General features: G+C 34.5%; 19 protein-coding genes and 4 pseudogenes. 11 read left to right on the forward strand and 12 right to left on the reverse strand.

The genetic code is table 11. The features are described 5' to 3' along the window. Positions 1 to 242 precede the first annotated feature (242 nt). From COD92_RS29270 to COD92_RS29285, 5 genes and pseudogenes are all read left to right on the forward strand, one after another. Positions 243 to 854, forward strand: a complete 612-nt coding sequence (locus COD92_RS29270; protein WP_098533490.1) for a DUF3231 family protein — start codon at positions 243 to 245, stop codon at positions 852 to 854. Continuing rightward, positions 818 to 952, forward strand: a complete 135-nt coding sequence (locus COD92_RS33525; RefSeq protein ID WP_176541463.1) for a YvdQ family spore coat protein — start codon at positions 818 to 820, stop codon at positions 950 to 952. The genes COD92_RS29270 and COD92_RS33525 overlap by 37 nt, the downstream gene beginning before the upstream one ends. 2 nt (positions 953 to 954) lie before the next feature. Next, positions 955 to 1,257, forward strand: a pseudogene (locus COD92_RS29275) (DUF3231 family protein); the annotation flags it as partial. A gap of 9 nt (positions 1,258 to 1,266) precedes the next feature. Beyond that, the gene (locus COD92_RS29280) at positions 1,267 to 1,731 is read left to right on the forward strand and encodes a hypothetical protein (RefSeq protein ID WP_098533486.1); all 465 of its coding nucleotides are present in this window, start codon (positions 1,267 to 1,269) and stop codon (positions 1,729 to 1,731) included. A 27-nt stretch (positions 1,732 to 1,758) separates the two neighbouring features. Continuing rightward, a pseudogene (locus COD92_RS29285) lies at positions 1,759 to 1,890 on the forward strand (EamA family transporter); the annotation flags it as partial. A gap of 111 nt (positions 1,891 to 2,001) precedes the next feature. Here COD92_RS29285 and COD92_RS29290 read toward each other — a convergent pair. From COD92_RS29290 to helD, 8 genes are all read right to left on the reverse strand, one after another. Next, positions 2,002 to 2,253, reverse strand: a complete 252-nt coding sequence (locus COD92_RS29290) for a hypothetical protein (protein ID WP_098533484.1) — start codon at positions 2,251 to 2,253, stop codon at positions 2,002 to 2,004. 161 nt (positions 2,254 to 2,414) lie between these two features. Then, positions 2,415 to 2,555: a hypothetical protein gene (locus COD92_RS32380; protein ID WP_176541462.1), complete on the reverse strand. Its 141-nt coding sequence runs from the start codon at positions 2,553 to 2,555 to the stop codon at positions 2,415 to 2,417. Between the two features lie 178 nt (positions 2,556 to 2,733). After that, positions 2,734 to 3,159 (reverse strand): MaoC family dehydratase, encoded by a 426-nt coding sequence (locus COD92_RS29295; RefSeq protein ID WP_098533482.1) that lies wholly within the window; start codon positions 3,157 to 3,159, stop codon positions 2,734 to 2,736. Between the two features lie 136 nt (positions 3,160 to 3,295). After that, positions 3,296 to 4,255 carry an aldolase catalytic domain-containing protein gene (locus COD92_RS29300; protein ID WP_098533480.1) on the reverse strand — a complete coding sequence of 320 codons (960 nt, stop codon included), beginning with the start codon at positions 4,253 to 4,255 and terminating at the stop codon, positions 3,296 to 3,298. Positions 4,256 to 4,570: 315 nt separating this feature from the next. Then, positions 4,571 to 5,497, reverse strand: coding sequence for an AEC family transporter (locus COD92_RS29305; RefSeq protein ID WP_098533478.1), 927 nt, complete (start codon positions 5,495 to 5,497; stop codon positions 4,571 to 4,573). 78 nt (positions 5,498 to 5,575) lie between these two features. After that, positions 5,576 to 5,905: a hypothetical protein gene (locus COD92_RS29310; protein ID WP_098533476.1), complete on the reverse strand. Its 330-nt coding sequence runs from the start codon at positions 5,903 to 5,905 to the stop codon at positions 5,576 to 5,578. A 148-nt stretch (positions 5,906 to 6,053) separates the two neighbouring features. Further along, complete coding sequence (locus tag COD92_RS29315) at positions 6,054 to 6,926, reverse strand: LysR family transcriptional regulator (protein WP_098533474.1); 873 nt, start codon at positions 6,924 to 6,926, stop codon at positions 6,054 to 6,056. 79 nt (positions 6,927 to 7,005) lie between these two features. After that, positions 7,006 to 9,315: an RNA polymerase recycling motor HelD gene (gene helD, locus COD92_RS29320; protein ID WP_098533472.1), complete on the reverse strand. Its 2,310-nt coding sequence runs from the start codon at positions 9,313 to 9,315 to the stop codon at positions 7,006 to 7,008. 642 nt (positions 9,316 to 9,957) lie between these two features. Here helD and COD92_RS29325 point away from each other — a divergent pair. Further along, positions 9,958 to 10,200 carry a glutaredoxin family protein gene (locus COD92_RS29325; protein ID WP_098533470.1) on the forward strand — a complete coding sequence of 81 codons (243 nt, stop codon included), beginning with the start codon at positions 9,958 to 9,960 and terminating at the stop codon, positions 10,198 to 10,200. Between the two features lie 170 nt (positions 10,201 to 10,370). On the opposite strand, the gene COD92_RS29330 is transcribed toward COD92_RS29325, so the two are convergent. After that, positions 10,371 to 10,691 (reverse strand): ribonuclease E inhibitor RraB, encoded by a 321-nt coding sequence (locus COD92_RS29330; RefSeq protein WP_098533468.1) that lies wholly within the window; start codon positions 10,689 to 10,691, stop codon positions 10,371 to 10,373. Positions 10,692 to 10,909: 218 nt separating this feature from the next. Here COD92_RS29330 and COD92_RS29335 point away from each other — a divergent pair, with 218 nt between their 5' ends. Next, complete coding sequence (locus COD92_RS29335; RefSeq protein ID WP_098533467.1) at positions 10,910 to 11,350, forward strand: cell wall hydrolase; 441 nt, start codon at positions 10,910 to 10,912, stop codon at positions 11,348 to 11,350. Positions 11,351 to 11,540: 190 nt separating this feature from the next. On the opposite strand, the gene COD92_RS29340 is transcribed toward COD92_RS29335, so the two are convergent. The 3 genes from COD92_RS29340 to COD92_RS32385 all read right to left on the reverse strand — a co-directional run bounded on the left by COD92_RS29340 (position 11,541) and on the right by COD92_RS32385 (position 13,526). Further along, a complete protein-coding gene (locus COD92_RS29340) occupies positions 11,541 to 12,308 on the reverse strand; it encodes a YhfC family intramembrane metalloprotease (RefSeq protein ID WP_141561161.1) in 768 nt (255 codons plus the stop codon). Positions 12,309 to 12,724: 416 nt separating this feature from the next. Then, on the reverse strand, positions 12,725 to 13,150 hold the full coding sequence (locus COD92_RS29345) for a hypothetical protein (protein ID WP_098533464.1): 426 nt from the start codon (positions 13,148 to 13,150) through the stop codon (positions 12,725 to 12,727). Between the two features lie 211 nt (positions 13,151 to 13,361). Continuing rightward, complete coding sequence (locus COD92_RS32385) at positions 13,362 to 13,526, reverse strand: hypothetical protein (RefSeq protein ID WP_176541461.1); 165 nt, start codon at positions 13,524 to 13,526, stop codon at positions 13,362 to 13,364. A gap of 465 nt (positions 13,527 to 13,991) precedes the next feature. On the opposite strand from COD92_RS32385, the gene COD92_RS29350 reads away from it, so the two are divergent. The 4 genes and pseudogenes from COD92_RS29350 to COD92_RS33530 form a co-directional block, all read left to right on the forward strand. Continuing rightward, the gene (locus COD92_RS29350) at positions 13,992 to 14,489 is read left to right on the forward strand and encodes a YhcN/YlaJ family sporulation lipoprotein (protein ID WP_255286850.1); all 498 of its coding nucleotides are present in this window, start codon (positions 13,992 to 13,994) and stop codon (positions 14,487 to 14,489) included. A gap of 754 nt (positions 14,490 to 15,243) precedes the next feature. Continuing rightward, a pseudogene (locus tag COD92_RS33130) lies at positions 15,244 to 15,531 on the forward strand (Gfo/Idh/MocA family protein); the annotation flags it as partial. A 12-nt stretch (positions 15,532 to 15,543) separates the two neighbouring features. After that, positions 15,544 to 16,215, forward strand: coding sequence for a Gfo/Idh/MocA family protein (locus tag COD92_RS33135; protein WP_255286851.1), 672 nt, complete (start codon positions 15,544 to 15,546; stop codon positions 16,213 to 16,215). A gap of 99 nt (positions 16,216 to 16,314) precedes the next feature. Further along, a pseudogene (locus COD92_RS33530) lies at positions 16,315 to 16,485 on the forward strand (ATP-dependent DNA ligase); the annotation flags it as partial. Between the last annotated feature and the right edge of the window lie 240 nt (positions 16,486 to 16,725).

Consider the following 16,725-nt stretch of genomic DNA (forward strand, 5'->3'; position numbering starts at 1 on the left):
TTACAGGAATGCTGCCCCGTAGTGCGAACAAGCAAAAAAAGCAGCCTCGACAGCCCCGATCACTCTTGCACCCAGTTAGTTTAAGTACATCTTCTCACAATAGCTATATCTTTCGATGTAATTGGTAGAAACGGTCATTATTTAATTAAAACTAATAACACCATAATCATAAATAAAAAATATATTATTTTGCTTTAAAAAGGGCATTTTAAAAATATATGCTACCTGGAGGCTAATTGCTTATGAATTCTGAACATAATATTCGTCTTACTTCTGCTGAAATAGCTCAGCTTTGGACTGGGTACATGAATAATAGTATGTCTAAGTGTGTATTGAAGTATTTTAAAGAAAAGACTCAAGATGAGGAAATTCGAACAGTAATAAATTTTGCAATTTCTATAGCAGATAAAATGTTACAAAACATTACAGAAATTTATGTTAAAGAAAATCATCCCATTCCCGTTGCTTTTAGTGAAAATGAGGATGTTAATCTAAATGCTCCAGCATTATATTCTGATACCTTCTTTTTAAATTTTGTTCACAATATGTCAAGACACGGCTTAACTGCATATGGTGCAGCTTTATCTGGTTGTGTACGCTCCGATGTATTAGAACTTTTTTCAAGTGCCGTAGACCTCACCAGGGAATTATATTTTAAATCCTTAAACGTCTCATTAGAAAAAGGATTATATTCTAGGGCTTCTTATATCCCAATCCCAGAAAAAGTTGAATTTATTGAGAAACAAGGATATTTAACTGGTTGGTTTGGAGAACGTCGCCCAATCAATTCCCAGAAATCATGCACTTTTATGAAAATATGCAAAGAAATGCTGTTGGTAAAGCGTTACTATTAGGCTTTGCTCAAGTTGCTGGATTAAAAGATGTTCAAAATTATATGGTTAGAGGAGCAAATATCGCTAGTAAAGTTGTGGAGTTTATGGCACATTTTTAGCTGAAGAAAATATTTCTGAATCACCCACATATGATTCAGAAGTTCTTAAATCTACTACTCCGCCATTTTCAGAAAAGTTAATGATGTTCCAAGTTACCATGCTTACAGGAATGTCACTTGGCTATTATGGAACTACAGTAGGTACGGTTGCTAGACGTGACTTGGGTTCAAAGTTTCTACGTATATTTCTTGAAGCTGTTCATTACGCGGAAGATGGAGCGAACATTATGATTGAACATGGTTGGATGGAAAAACCCCCTGCATCTATTGATGAAATTGAAATAGCTAAAATCAAAAGGAAATAGGGATTATGATTGAATAAAAATGCGATTGAGAAATTATTATGGTCCATTGCTTTACCTGGTTTTGGACAACTGTTAAATCAAAAATATGTTAAAGGCATATTGCTCATTTTCCTTGAACTTCTTGTAAATATCCAATCAAATTTTAATAAAGCCATCATTTTAAGTTTTCATGGTAATACTTATACTTCTATTGATCAAATCAATTTCAAGTGGCTAATGTTTTATCCCTGCCTGTATTTTTTTTCAATGTGGGATGCAATAAAGGATGCAAATGAAGGAGGAGAGAATTCTCCCTTTTTATTTCTTCCTTTTGTATTTGCAGCGTATTTTGTCACTATAGGTTTGATTTATTCTACTGATATTAAAATTTTCGGTGTATTATTTGGACCTATTTTTTTACCAATGTTATTTGTTATACCAGGTGTGATAATTGGATTATTTGTAAAAAAAATCATTACTTCGTTCTTAAAATAAGAATGCCAAATTGTTTTCGTAAGATGATTTCTACTTTGGAATCGTGTATTACAAATGCTTAACGCTTCAAGTGGAGGAATATTTTTCTTCTTTCAACCCGTGGTTGGAACATTACTTGGGTGGCTTATTTTAGGAGAGAACATAGGTGGAACGTTTTGAATAGGCTCAATCCTAATTCTCACAGGTGTTTTATTCGTTAGCAAAGAGAAATAACAGTATTTAAAAACCCCTTCAATCCTATTTGAAGGGGTTTTCATTTGTAGTCAACTCTTACCAAAAAATATCATCCATAGGTGGAATCGGTCTATTTTGTATTTTTTTTACTTCCTCTGTTATGTCTTCTGTACCGTTTACGATTACTTTTTCAATTAACGTTCTACGGTACCCAGTTTCTCGTTTAATGCTTTGTAGGTACTGGTGGGCAACGTTTGGCATTTCTTCTCTTTTCCTTGCTGAAAATCTGCCTCTAGCTAATAGCCCCGTTTCATCAATATTTAAATGTATTTCCAGGTTAAACTCCAAAACTTATCACCTCTTTGTTATTATCTATTTCATTATAGAACATACATTCTTGTTTTAGTCACAAAAAAAGGACTGAGTTATACTCAAGTCCCTTCACTTTTATTATAATTATTACGTTAAAGCACTTTAAAGTCGTACAATTTTTCACAATCTCTTTCTTTTTATTGTTTTTTCAATTCTTTAACAATCTCATTAATGCGTTTTTCTACCTCATAAAGATTCTTCTGCATCCGATCACGTCGACTACTTAAGACTTGCAATTCCTGTTTCAATTCCTGTTTCAATTCTTCTGTTTTGTTCATGTTTTCCCCTCCGGATTATAATATATCATTAGTATGTTAGCAGTTAAACCACTAGATGGGTTTCGCTGAGAAGAACCTAATAAAATTCATCTTTTTTATTATTCTTTCAAATTCATTTAAAATTCATTTTAATATTCGTTAAAATCATCAATTGCTTCTTCACATAAACTCACTGGCATTATCGCTTTATCAATACGGACAAATCGCCTTCAAAAACTTTTTCTTCTTTAACATTGAATGTTGATAACAAAACAGTAAGGATTCCCGTTTCATTTCCTTTCGCTTTCTTCTCAATAACCTCAACAACGGTGTGTAATTCATCATCAGGATAAACGGGCTTTATGAACTTTATATTATTCATCCGCGTTCCCGCAATAACATCATCACCATAGACGCCTTGTTCAACCCAAAGTTTAAATGAAATGGCTAACGTATGTATACCAGAAGCAATGATTCCATTAAACCTTCCCTGATTAGCTTTTTCCTCATCCAAATGCATATACTGAGGGTCAAATTCCCCTGCAAACCCCATAATATTTTCTTTTGTTAATTTGAATGACTTAGTTGTGAACACCTGTCCAATTGTAAATTCATTTAACTTCATTAATACACCTCTAATTTTGAAATCTTTGTACTTGTTTATATTAGAGTAACAACACCTACTCATCAAGATGAAAATTCAAAAAAAAATAACCGCCCGTAGGCGGCTGTAAAAACCAATTATTGATAATTAATTTAATCTACTTCGTAACCGTCGCTAAAGTAGATTCAGGTGTTGTTACCTTGTCATAAAAGTCCACGAATTTGTCTCGTTCGTCGCTATTGCGATAAGCCATCGCGACACGTGGATGTTCATTAAGCACTCCAGAGATCATGTAAGGAATGATATAGCCCCACTCCCACTTCTGTCTCATTTCTACCATGTGCTTTTCTATTAAGCCAAGTACCGGCCTTAGTTCATAACTTGTTTTTTGAATATAGCTAACGAGAAGCTCTGTGTTACAGTTACCTGCCGCACGTCCCATGCCATAAACAGATGAATCTAGGAAGGTTACTCCATTTTGGTACGCAGTCAACGTATTGGCGAATGCTAACTGCATATTATTATGGGTATGGATCCCCAGTTGTTTATTAGGGAGCAATGCCTGGAATTTTTTTACTTGATGTGCAATACCGGCTGGGTCCAAGCTCCCAAAGGAGTCGACGATATACACAACATCTACAGGACTTTCTTTCACCATTTCCATTGCTTCAATCAACTGATGTTCAGGCACACTGGATAAAGCCATAATGTTAAGTGAAGTCTCATAACCCAAATCATGAAACATTTGTACAAGTTCTAAACCTTTATCTACTTCACGGATATAGCAAGCCACCCGGATCATATCCAATACGCTTTGCTCACGGGGCAGGATGTCATTCGGATCCACACGACCAATGTCTACTAGAGCAGATAGCTTCGTGAACTTTTTCTCAGGAATTATTTCTTTTAGGAAATGATCATCTAGAAATCTCCATGGATTCGGCTCGGTTGCGTTAAGAAGCTTAGCGGAATTTTTGTAGCCAATTTCCATATATTCCACACCAGCTTCACTTAGTCCGTTATAAAGGTCCTGAACAAATTCGACACTGAAATCCCAATTGTTGACTAACCCTCCATCACGGATCGTACAGTCTAATATTTTGCTGTTATGTACCATAATTGCAACTCCCCCTGTGGTATGCTCATTCGTCATATTATATGTTATTATTAATGCTTATATCATGATTCGATTAAAAGTGTCAATCTTTTTAAAATAGTGAACATTTAAAATGGACATGGAGTTATTAACTTTTTAATAAGGCTATTCGCGTAAATTATTGTTTTTCGTATAAGTTCATCAACCCGTATAACTATATACATCGTGGCATCTTTTCGTAAGAACATTTGCGTAAATTGCCTTGAAACTTAAGTTATGACCCTTATTAAGGTCCAAGAGCAACAAAGTTTACGAAAAGAGCCTTTAATAAACAATTTAAGAAAATAACATATGAGCAGAAAAAATAACTGTGGTTACTGTCATCATACTGAATACAGTGGACAATAAAACGACTTGTGCTGCATATTCAGGATGATTTCCATATTCTAGTGCAAACAACGAACTATTTCTTGAAGTTGGAAAAGAGCTCGCAATAAACAATGACTGTGCTATTGTACCATCCAGCTTCAATGCTAGTATGATGATGAACGCAATACAGGGTGAAAGAATTAGCCTTCCAATTAGACTTAAAACTAAGGGCAGCGAAAAACGACTTATTTTTAAAAAAGCACTTTGTGCACCAAGTGTAACAAGTGCTATCGCTACAAATGCGTTTGAAGTATTTTTTATAGGTGTCCATATGTATTCAGGTATTCTTATTGAAACGGCATGGAGAAAAACCCCAACCCCAAAAGCGTAGATGACAGGATTCTTCAAAAATGCTTTTATCGCTTGGAATTTTGCTTTATCAACAGAAACAGAATTAAATAATCCATATGTATAAGTTAAGAGATTTTGAAAAACCATGACCACAACTTGGATTGATAGACCCAGAGGATTATTCTGAAATACCACTTGACTGACAGGTAATCCAAAGTTCCCCGAATTGCTTAGTACTACACTGTTTTTAAAGGTAGATGAAAGACTGCTCTCAAATTTCGCCATTTTAGATAATCCAGTGCTGACTACCATTAAACAAAGACCTTGTATTACTAGGAAACTAAGAATCTCAAGGAGCGTATCTCCTTCTATTTTACTCTGATATACATTGGTAAAACTCACAGCAGGCATTAGTAAATATGAATTTAATTTAGATAAGGTGTGCATGTCTAATTTATATTGTCTATGAAGAAATATACCAGCACCAATAAGAACAAATATTGGTAAAATAACATTTAACATAATATGAAATAAAACGCCCATAAAATAATCCCCCCTTTTTTAAGAATCAAATTGCTATGTTACCTTGTGATTGTGATATATTAAAACTCCTATTACGCTTTATCTCCCTTTTTCCATCCAAGACGGCTCAAATATTTGTATGAAGATGCAATAGTCATTGATATATTTTATTGTTAATGTCCTATCATACTCTCCACAGGTTTCGTCGTAGATCTGTTTGATACCGAAGACCGGTAAGCAAAAGTATTTTCCTGTTTTAGGTTCGCTAACTGTTATTCTCCCGGCTTGAATATGAATTTTTGCCCTTTTAATGTAGGTCATAAAACTAAATCCAACGATCCCTTCGATCTCGTCCTTTATAAGTGCATCGAAATCTTTCCCTTCTTGCTCCATTAAATATGTAATAAGTTTCTTTGAATTATCCTCCAATTACTTTCCTCCTCCTCCATTTCATTTTAAAAACAATATCCAAACAGGTGAAATACAAATAAATTATTGATAATCATTCAAAAAAGGAATGACAACATTCCCTGCTTCATACTAAGTAAAAAAAGCCTGAGCATTTGCCCACGCTTTCTTAAATAGTTGATTTAAAATCTAATTTTTTCACAAATTCTACAAACTCTTTAATTACTTTGGTCTCAAGAGATTTTTCATGATACAACATCCATGTTCTTCTTACTATTGGATTCCCTTTTTTATCTTTTAGAATGATGCGATTAAGTTTTTGATGCTCTTGAACAAGAACACTAGGAAGTATTCCATATCCCAATCCGTTCAATACCATTTCTTTGCATGTATCGGCTTTATCCACTTCCATGCCTATAAATGGTGGCTGAGAAAATTCTCCACTCCACCAATTATCAATCATGGTCTTTAGTAAAGCATCTGTTTCATATTCAATTCTTGGCAGAGAAGGCAAATCATGAAGTTCAATTTTTCCTAATGAAGTTACACAGAGATTTTCTTCAAAGAGTAGTATTTTGGAATCTGGCCACTGATAGTCCCCACGGACCATCCCAATATGAGCATCCCCATAATAAACAAGATTAAACACATCCCTACTCCATCCCGTTGTAACTTTATAATTTACTTTAGGGAATTGTTCACGAAAAAGCTTTAAAAGCTGTGGCAGCTTGTGCCTTGTTATGTAATTAGAAACCCCTAAGCGTAAGGTTCCGCTAACTTCTTCACCCATATTAAGTACTGTATCTTTAATCTGTTGGAGACGATTCAGCATTTCATCTGCACACTGAGCTAGATATTCTCCTTGGGGTGTAAAGTGAACTCCTTTTGTACCCCGTATGACTATTTCTACTTGATATTCCTTCTCTATTTGTTGAATTTTTTTCGTTAATGATGGTTGGGATATATATAACCTTTCAGCGGTTTTCGTGATATTCTTCTTTTCGTATAGCACCTTTAAGATGATCCAGTCCTGTTCATCCATTTTCTTTATCCCCCATATTTACTTTTAATCTACTCCAGGCACTTCCTTATATTTGGATGGTGCCTGGCAATTTATTTATTCATTCATTTTCAAAATTATCGGAGTTAACCCTATTTAATAATAATTCCGATGGCGCACTCGCGTATAAAAACAATCGATGCATCGGCCTTGTCATGGCTACGTACAACAATTTGATGTCTAACTCTTCATCACTGTACGATTCATCCAAATTCAGAATCAGTACAGCATCAAATTCTAACCCTTTTGAAAGGTAAGAGGGTAAGATCACTACGCATCCCTTTTTCATATCTTCTTTTTCTTCTAATAGCTGGATTGGCAGATTACTATTTTCCAGCATTTTATGAATTCGTAAGCACTCTTTGTCGGTTCTTCCAATAATCGCAATCGAGTTAAGCTCTTCCTCTTTGAGAAGGTGAATATCATGTTCAAGTATTTCTTTTACTTGTTGCAGATTGGCTGGATCAATATTCGTATAACGTGGTTTGTCCCCATGTCGAATGACTGGTTCAACCTTTGGCAAGTCTTTATCCATAATCGAAAGAATGTCATTTGCTAAATGCATAATCTCGACCGTCGTTCGATAACTCTTTTGTAACGCTTGATAATTAGCATTTGGGAAAATTTCCTTAACTAATGGTTCCCAGCTATTTAACCCCCGGTAAGAATGAATCCCTTGGGCTAGATCTCCCACGATTGTAAACAAATCTGTTTCAAACCCTTCTTTTAGTGCAGCAAATTGGAAATAGCTATAGTCCTGTGCTTCATCAATGAAAATACTCTTCATTTTATACTTGTCTCCAATACCCTCTAATTTTGCCTTCATATAAAATATTGGAGCTAAATCCTCAAGTTCTAGTGCATTTTTTGCAAAAACCTTTTGACAATAGTTACTTAACTTCTTGCATTCAAACTCTGAAAGTGCAGCTGAATATTTTTGTAAAGTTTCAGGCGAGGTCATCAGTTCCTTGTATAAGCTAAAAATATCTTTTTTAACAAATGAATCCATATAATTTTTAACAGCAACTTTCGACTCTTGCTCTACTGCCTTTATTCTTAATTCTTTTGAATCCATGATGCTGACTACTTTTTCCCTTCTTTTTTCTGCATCCAGCCTGGTGCTGTAAAGGGCCTTTTCTAAAGCATCGTCATATTTACTGTTAATTTTAGTCAGGATGATGGACTTTTTTAGTCTTAAATCACTTGCTAATAAATTTTTTATTTTATCCAGTCTTTTATAGATCGGTAAGTATTTAAATTCTTTTAAAAATAACCTTTTGAGTTTATCCCCTCTCATTAATCGGGATTTTTCAATGATAAAATCCTCGGAAGGTGCCAAATTTAATTCAATCTCTTTCAAATAGCGATCGATTACCCCCTTAAATTCCAGAGATCCTTTATAACTAGAAACCCATTGGATCCTTTTTGATTTTTCGTTACTGTTAATCAGCATCATTAATTTGGAATTAGGAGATAACAATTTTATTTTCTTCCCTAAACAATTTCTCATAAATTCAATATAAGTAGTTTGGTTTATCTTATTTACCCCTAAATCAGGGAGAACGGCAGAAATATAATCGATAAATAATTTATTTGGTGCAAGAATCATTAATTTTTCTGGAGGAAATCGATATCCAGAAGAGTATAGAAAATAAGAAATTCGATGGAGTGCAATGGTTGTTTTACCACTTCCAGCAGCTCCTTGTACGATAATGGGGTGTTTAAGCGAGGCTCTAATCACTTCATTTTGCTCATTTTGGATGGTCGCGACAATTTCGGTTAAGCGATTGTCTGCTTTTCCTGATAAAGATTTCTGGAGTAGTTCATCGTGTGTAGTTAAATCGATATCTCTAATCTCTTTTAATATTCCATTCTCGATTTCATACTGTCTCTTTAACGATAAATAACCACTTTGCATTTCCCCATAGGCGTCATAGGATACATCTCCTAGACGACCATCATAGTAAACATTTGCAATCGGTGAGCGCCAATCGACAATAATGGGGGTCTGATTGACACGGTCAAACAATGAGGCTTTCCCGATATACAGAATCTCTTCTTTGCTGTCACCCGAGCTTGTAAAGTTGATTCTTGAAAAATACGGTTTGCCGATTACGCTAGCTAATCTTTCCAATTCACTTTCGGCCAATTCTAAATATTGAGCATTGGTGAGAAGGGTCATGTAACTTAAACTGCTATCTGAAGTATCAAGTTCAGCAAATGCCTCTTTCAAGTTCTCAACAATCTGTTCTTTATTGCCTTTTGACATTTCCAAAACACTTTTAATATATTCCTTTGTAAACTCTAAACGCTCAACCTCTGATTGATAGTCTTTATGTTCTCGAACTGATTTTTGTTTTTTCTGGCTCATTCTTTTATCCGTCACCTCTCAAGTAGGAAGGTTTTTTTCAATGGCAAAGGATGCAACAAAAAGAAACATCTACAATTTTTTGTAGATGCTTTCATTCATAATGGAGCTATATTTTACCATTTGATACATGATAATACAAACTATTTGTTGTTTATTGGTGGATAGGAACCAATGATTTTTTTCACATCATGGGAAGATTAATACGCTGCCATTCAAAGCACTTTTATTCCATTCGTGTTTTAGCCTTTATAATATAATAAAGCAATTAGGAAAATAATCAATCCTATCAAGAAAATAGGACCAAGACTCGTAGTGTAGACAAAGTAAATTCTTATATGAAGTATGGCATGAACAATAAGAATGATTAATAAGCATAAAAGCAAGAAAATGGTTAACTGTACATTTTTATTTCGATTCAAAATATTTGCTCCCTTCTAAAACAGTTACAGGGACTCTAAAATGTACTAACTTCCATTTGTTTGTTATATAAATATTTTACGTTAGCTTTAATTATTCCTTCCTTAACTATCGAGTTAGAGGGAACTCCACGTTTAATCCGTTAATGCCGGCCACATAAATCGTACTCATGGTATGGAAACAAAATTCATTGTACAATGACCTTAAGGAAGAGGAGGTATTAAAATGAGAAAAGTAATTATTTATACTCAAGAAACATGCCCGCCATGCCATGCGGAAAAACTATGGTTTAAAGAAAATGGGATTGAGTTTGAAGAAAGAGACGTACGTAAAAACGATCAATTTCTCTATGAACTTATTGAACTAGGTGCTGCTGCTACACCAGCAACCATTATCAAATACGAAGATCGTGAAGAAGTTATCCTAGGATTTGATCAGACAAAATTGGCTGGAATATTAGGGATATAATTTTAATAACACAAATAGGCAGTGATGAAGATCATCATTGCCCCTTTTAAAGAAACCTCTAGCGTTATAAATAAAATTCCAGTTTTAAGGCTTAAACGGTGGTTATGATTGTGTATTTTAGTTGATGAACTTGAGGATCAATTATAATCATAACCTTTTGAGTCCCTTAATTAGTCTACAAAAACACCCCAACCATCGGAATATCCACCATGTGGTTTACTTAAGTTATTTAATTTCTTCTGTATGTTAATTAATTCATTATAATTTAATAGCATTCTTTTAGAGCAACAACATGCCCACTCATCCGTTTCGTCGTCCTGCTCTAAGAAACAATTAAATCCTTCTTCTTTTAGTACTACCGATAATTTTTCACCTATTGCTTGATCAGGCACGGCCACAAAAAATTCGACAGATTGCTGTTTTTTAAAATTCACTCCATCTTTATATAGACTTTGTAAAGCCTCTCCATCCGCATCATTTGGAAATTTCATTCGTTTTTCCTCCCTGTTATAGAAAATGTCATAGTTGTCATTATAATTCACTTAGTCCATAAAGACTAATATAAAATTTTTTGTTCAAAAAGATAAGGGATTTTTTAATTTCGAACAGTAACACTGAAAAGTCTTGGACATAGGTGAAATGTGATTTTATTAAAAAAAGTCTACATCAATGTAGGCTTTTTTTCATACTATATTTTGGAGGTGAAAAAATGCCGAGAGCGAATTATCGAACTTCAGACGTTGCCTTAATGGCGAGGATGATGAGAGCAGAAGCTGAAGGTGAAGGAAAACTTGGAATGTTATATGTTGGAAACGTCATTGTTAATCGTCTTGTAGCAAATTGTTTAGACTTTAAAGGTTTAAGAAGCGTTAACCAAGTTATTTATCAAGTACAAGGAGGAAATTTTTCCTTTGAAGCTGTTCAAAAAGGAAATATATTTTATCAAAGAGCGAGAACTTCTGAAAGAAGATTAGCAAAACAGAATTTGGATTATTGGAGACAACACCCAGGGAAATATGCCCTTTGGTATTTTAATCCACATGCTCCATGCCCTCCTACATGGTACGGTCAACCACAATCTGGTCAATTTAAAAATCATTGTTATTATGAACCAAAAGCTGGAACATGTGATAGTGTTTATAGCGGTTAGAGTTTTAATTTAGTGTGGTAAAGAGAGAAACAAACTTTGCGAAATCAGCCTTTACAAAAAAAGATTTACTTATGAAGGAGATGAAATGCTCTCCTCCATAAGTAAATCTGGTGACTAGCATTATTTCACTTTTATAATTTCCGGCACACTGACAGGCAGAGACCACTTCGCCGTAAAGCTCCCTCAATAGTTAAGGTAACAAAACTCTCCCCTTCTTAATCAACCAAAACGAAATCATCCCCACTATGGCTATATATAATTCCACAACCCATAAATTAGTAAAATGGCCGGTCTGCACGAATACGAGCGGGAAATCAATTGCTGCATGAATAAGAATGATATAAATAACGTAAACAAATTTCTTTTTTAATACCGCAATCAGTACCCATAAACTAAAGGTGATCTGCATGAAAACTGCGAAGAACCGTTCGACACAAGCTAATAAATAAAAGGATACACCATTATTTAACACGGTATCTTTAATAGCTGCGACCTGGTCAGCTGGCATTTGTCCTGCCAAAGTTTTTTCTAATGTCCCTGCATTAATCATAAACGCAAACATGATGTTTGGAACCATCATTGTTAACATCAGTAGAACAGCCTCTATTCCGCCCCAGCCGATTCCAAAAGAAATTCCGCTTTTGTAGTCATGGAACTTTTTTAACAGCCAAGTGAATAAAAGAAAGCGGCCAAGTTCTTCAAATAAGCCCGCTGCCAAACCACCATATAGTCCAAAAGCCCAAGGGTGGTCCGCATAATTTGGAAAAGCCGTAATGACCACAAGATGGAGCGCTTTTTCCAAAACCTGTGTCATCACCACAAATCCAATCGTACCTGCAATTAACGGCTTTACCGCGATACCTGTTTTCTTACGAAAATACAAAATCAACCCAATAAATAACACTAACGAAAACATCATTGGAAAAAACATCGAAATAATCTTTGCCGTACTAACCATTATATCCTCCCCTCTTATGAAAGCCTTCCCCTTAATATTATCATTATCAATAATGATAATATTGTATTTGCCAATAACTGTCAAGATATAATTTCCATTTTTATATAAATTCTTAAAGTCTACGAAAAACCTAATTTATCTATACAAATGAAGAAGATATTTCATTTGTGGGGATTTAGGAGACAATAAATTTATTGCTGCTACATCTAAAGGGGTTTCGATTCAATCGCTAACGTTAAAATATTGGAATGATCGATATGTTGGTGCCAAGCGTGTTTTAAAAGAGTAACATCATTCGGAAAGAGCTGTCCAAGTGGCAGCTCTTTCCGTTATAAGGAATAAATAGTATTCATTCTATTGCATTGATTCTCAATTTTTTAAGGAACATTACTGATTTGAATATTTATAAAAATAAATTAAACACAAGTAAAAGATTGAATTTGTCTTAAGCTTATTCCGTAATGGACCCATCTAGAACCAGTCCAGCGATACCCTGAGACAGAGTTTCGACCAATAAATGTTGGGTAAAACCAGAATTGTTCACGACCTCTAAGCCATACATACGTGTATCTGTGTAAACAACTTATCATACTGCCTGGGTCTACCGCATACGTTCCTGCTTGATGCGTCTGTTGAGGAACCATAGATGGCGGTGGTGATGTTGGTGGTCCCGGCTCCAGATCTTGACCTGGAGGAGCAGACGGAGGTTGTTGCCCGCCAAATTGCCTCCCATCATGTGCTAAATGGTAATAATCCATTTCTTGGTATGGTAACGAGTATATATAGGCATCCTGACTAAATGGATTGTTGTTATAATATTGAGGTACATGGCTAGGATACATAAAACTGCACTCCTTTACTATTTTAATCTCACATTATCCTATTCTTTAGTTATTAACCTATAAACTTGTTCTCTTGAAAATGTGTATTTACCTATAAATCCTGATTAATCTTTTTAATGTGGAACTGTTGAAATCAATACTACTCCAGAAGACACACCATATTTTCACCGAGAGTAACATCTTCATTGAACTATGCTTAAAATTAACATACTTAGCATCCATCAATGCCACAAGTAATTCCTTCTGTGCTTAAACTAAGCTTCTGTTTGTTTTTTTCTTCATGGATAATTTGTTCAAGATTTTCCTTTGATAGAATACCTGCTGCAACTGTATCGCCAATTATGAATGTAGGAACCAGCTGTAATATCCGCTTCATTATAAGCACGTTGCAAGGCTTTTTGGTATCTTCCCGATAGGTTCTGTTCACAAGTGCTGTTCGATATTCTTTTTCATCAAGACCAATTTCAACAGCTAACTTTGTAAAAACATTGCTTCACAATTTCTTCATCCTATCCTCGATTCATTAAATATAAATTCCCCCCTTAAACCAAATAATAAGTATAAAAAGAATAAGTTATTCAATAATAAATAATAAAATCTACCTTTGTAAGAGTAGGAGGTGAAAAGTGGATTCATAGGAGGAGTTTACAATGGAAAACATTACATTGTAGCCAATTAATATAATTTAAGGCTATTGGGAAATGATAAAAAAAGATAATAAAGTCAAAGGGCTCTTATCCACCAATCCAAAGTAAAAAACATAATTGAACAACTACAGACCCTTGTTTTAAACAAATGGAAACCTATTGTTGTCTAACATAACTAACGGAGGGACTAGATTATGAAAAAGAGCTTAATCTTAATTGCAATCCTTATATTTAGCCTTGACTTAACTGGATGTACCAGAAATAACGTAAATAAAAATGATGTTGTATATCGGGATCAAAATGTGACAAAGAACAACATCACCAATGACAGGAACAATAATGCTTATGATAATCGTTCTAAGATGAGCGTTGCTGATGATGCAGCTAAAAGAGTAGCAGACTTGCCAGAGGTGGACACTGCAAATGTTATTGTGACAGAAAATAATGCGTATGTAGCTGTAAAGCTTTCATCTACATCCCGGAATAAGGGTACTTATAATATTGAGCATAAGATTTCACAAAGAGTAAAATCTACTGATCGTGATATTAATCACGTTTATGTATCGGAAAACCCTGATTTTTATGATCGAATGAACACATATGCGTCTGATATTCGTAACGGTAGACCAGTCTCAGGTTTCTTTAATGAATTTACTGAAACCATTCGTAGAGTATTCCCCAAAGCCAAATAAAATGAAAAAATGCTTGGCATATGCTAAGCATTTTTTTATAGGTGCACTTTCTAATTATTTTTGACTAATTAATCCTTTAATTTTCCTCATTAAGTAATAAAGCTAATGATTGATTGTCAACCATTAACTTTACATCACCGAAAGTTGCTATGTGAACTTTTTCTTCCTTTATTGTTTCAATAACCTGTGTGAGCACTTCAATTTGTTTCTTATAACTCTCAACATCCTCAAGGAAAGTTTAGTGCATTATCAAAAGCAAACTCTCTAGGTTCTTTATCAAACCTGGTAAGCACATTTATTGGATAGTACATAGCGAGAGGCGTTCGAAAATACGGTTAGTCAAGGTGTTCAGAAACTAAGACTGGTAATAATATAACAAATCTCGCAATTTTATTTTCCATTTATTTTTTCAAACTTTCATTGTATTTGTCCAGAACGATGTTTTCCATATACCTTCAGAACCTTTTGGGCTGAAAAATTTTGTCACCCTTACGCTTCTTCTTTAAAAGAATGTCTTAAAAGTGTAAACACATGTCTTCAAAACCCAATTACTATTATTATATCTTTCTATATAATCAGCTATATTAATAAAACAAGAACAATTAATTAAATAAATAGCCTTTTTTAATCGTTTTATTTATACAGATACCATTGTAATAAGCTAATTAAAGGAGTTGGAAAAATGGCTACAAAAGTTCGTTGGGGAATTTTAAGTACTGCGTACATTGCTTAAGAGGAATTACTTCCAGCATTTACGGATGCACCTAATGCAGAAGTAGTTGCAATCGCTAGTTCAAATAACAAAGTATACGAAATTGCTTCTAAATATAGGATTCCAAAGATTTACGAGACTTATGAGGAGTTGTTAGATGATCAAGATATCGATGCAGTTTACATTCCTTTGCCAAATGCACTCCATTCGACCTGGGTAAAGAAAACAGCTGAGAAAGGGAAGCATGTCCTTTGTGAGAAGCCCGCAGCCTTGACTGTATTAGAAGCAAAAGAAATGATCGAAGTATGTAAGAAAAATAGGGTTATGTTTATGGAAGGTTTTATGTATCAATTTCACCCACAACATAAAAGAGTAAAAGAAATTATTGCTTCTGGTGAAATTGGTGAAGTAAAGATTATGAGGGTGAGCCTATCCTTTTTCCTTGAGGATCAAATTGGAAATATTCGAATGAATCAAGAATTAGGCGGAGGCAGTATCTATGATGTCGGTTGTTACTGTATTCATTCAATTAGAAATATTTTAAATACCGAACCTAAACGGGTTTTTGCTTCAACTCAAAATGACTTATCTAATCAAGTAGATATGTCAGTAACGGGAATAATTGAGCTTGAAAATGGGATTATTGCGGAGTTTGATGCTGCCATGGACCGAACAAGAGTGGGTCAATATGAAATTATTGGGACAAAAGGCACCGTTCAAGTGCCAAGAGCCTTTATACCTCAAAATGGAAATGCCCATGTTATTATTGTTGATGAAAGTGGAAATAAAAGGGTAGAAAATTTATATGGACAACAATATACGTTAGAAGTAGAGTATTTCTCTCAATTAATATTAGAAGGGAAAATGCAAGAGGACCTTTTAAAAGATACCATTCAAAATATGAATGTTATTGAGGCGTGTTTTAAGTCTATTGAAAAAGAAACATTTGTAAGTTTATCATTAGGGGGAAAAAGTAACCCACCTCCCGCTCAATCAATCCAAGGAAATTCTTGATGCGCTCATACCAGTTAACACTCCCCTGCTATCAAAAGTAATGAGTATCGATGGCAATGGCATCGCCCTTATTAATCTCATTAAGAGCATGACCTTGAAGGAATTGTACTGAAGAAAAAGGATAGCACATATGAGATTGGGAAACGGTCATACTCCTGGCTTAAAGTAATTAACTACCAATCTGCAAATGTGATAGTTAGCGGGTACCGAAAAGATGATTTCGGTTTGGTCTTAAATTACAAGGATGGTAACTATGCAGGGATTTTGTAACTGGGTGTTCCAAGAGATGGAAGAAGGGAAATTTATCTGATGAAAAAGAAAGACGAGAATGATAAGTTTGTCTTTATTGAACCTGTATCATGTTATGTTAGATATAGAAACATAACGAAGCTGGCCTGCTGCGGCTGCCTTCATATGATTCAATAAATGTTTAAAAGCCCTTTCTATTCATAAGGGCTTTTAATAATGTATCCTTGTTAAACAAAAGCATCCCATTAGCATTCCTGTAGA

Source organism: Bacillus sp. AFS037270, from assembly GCF_002585305.1.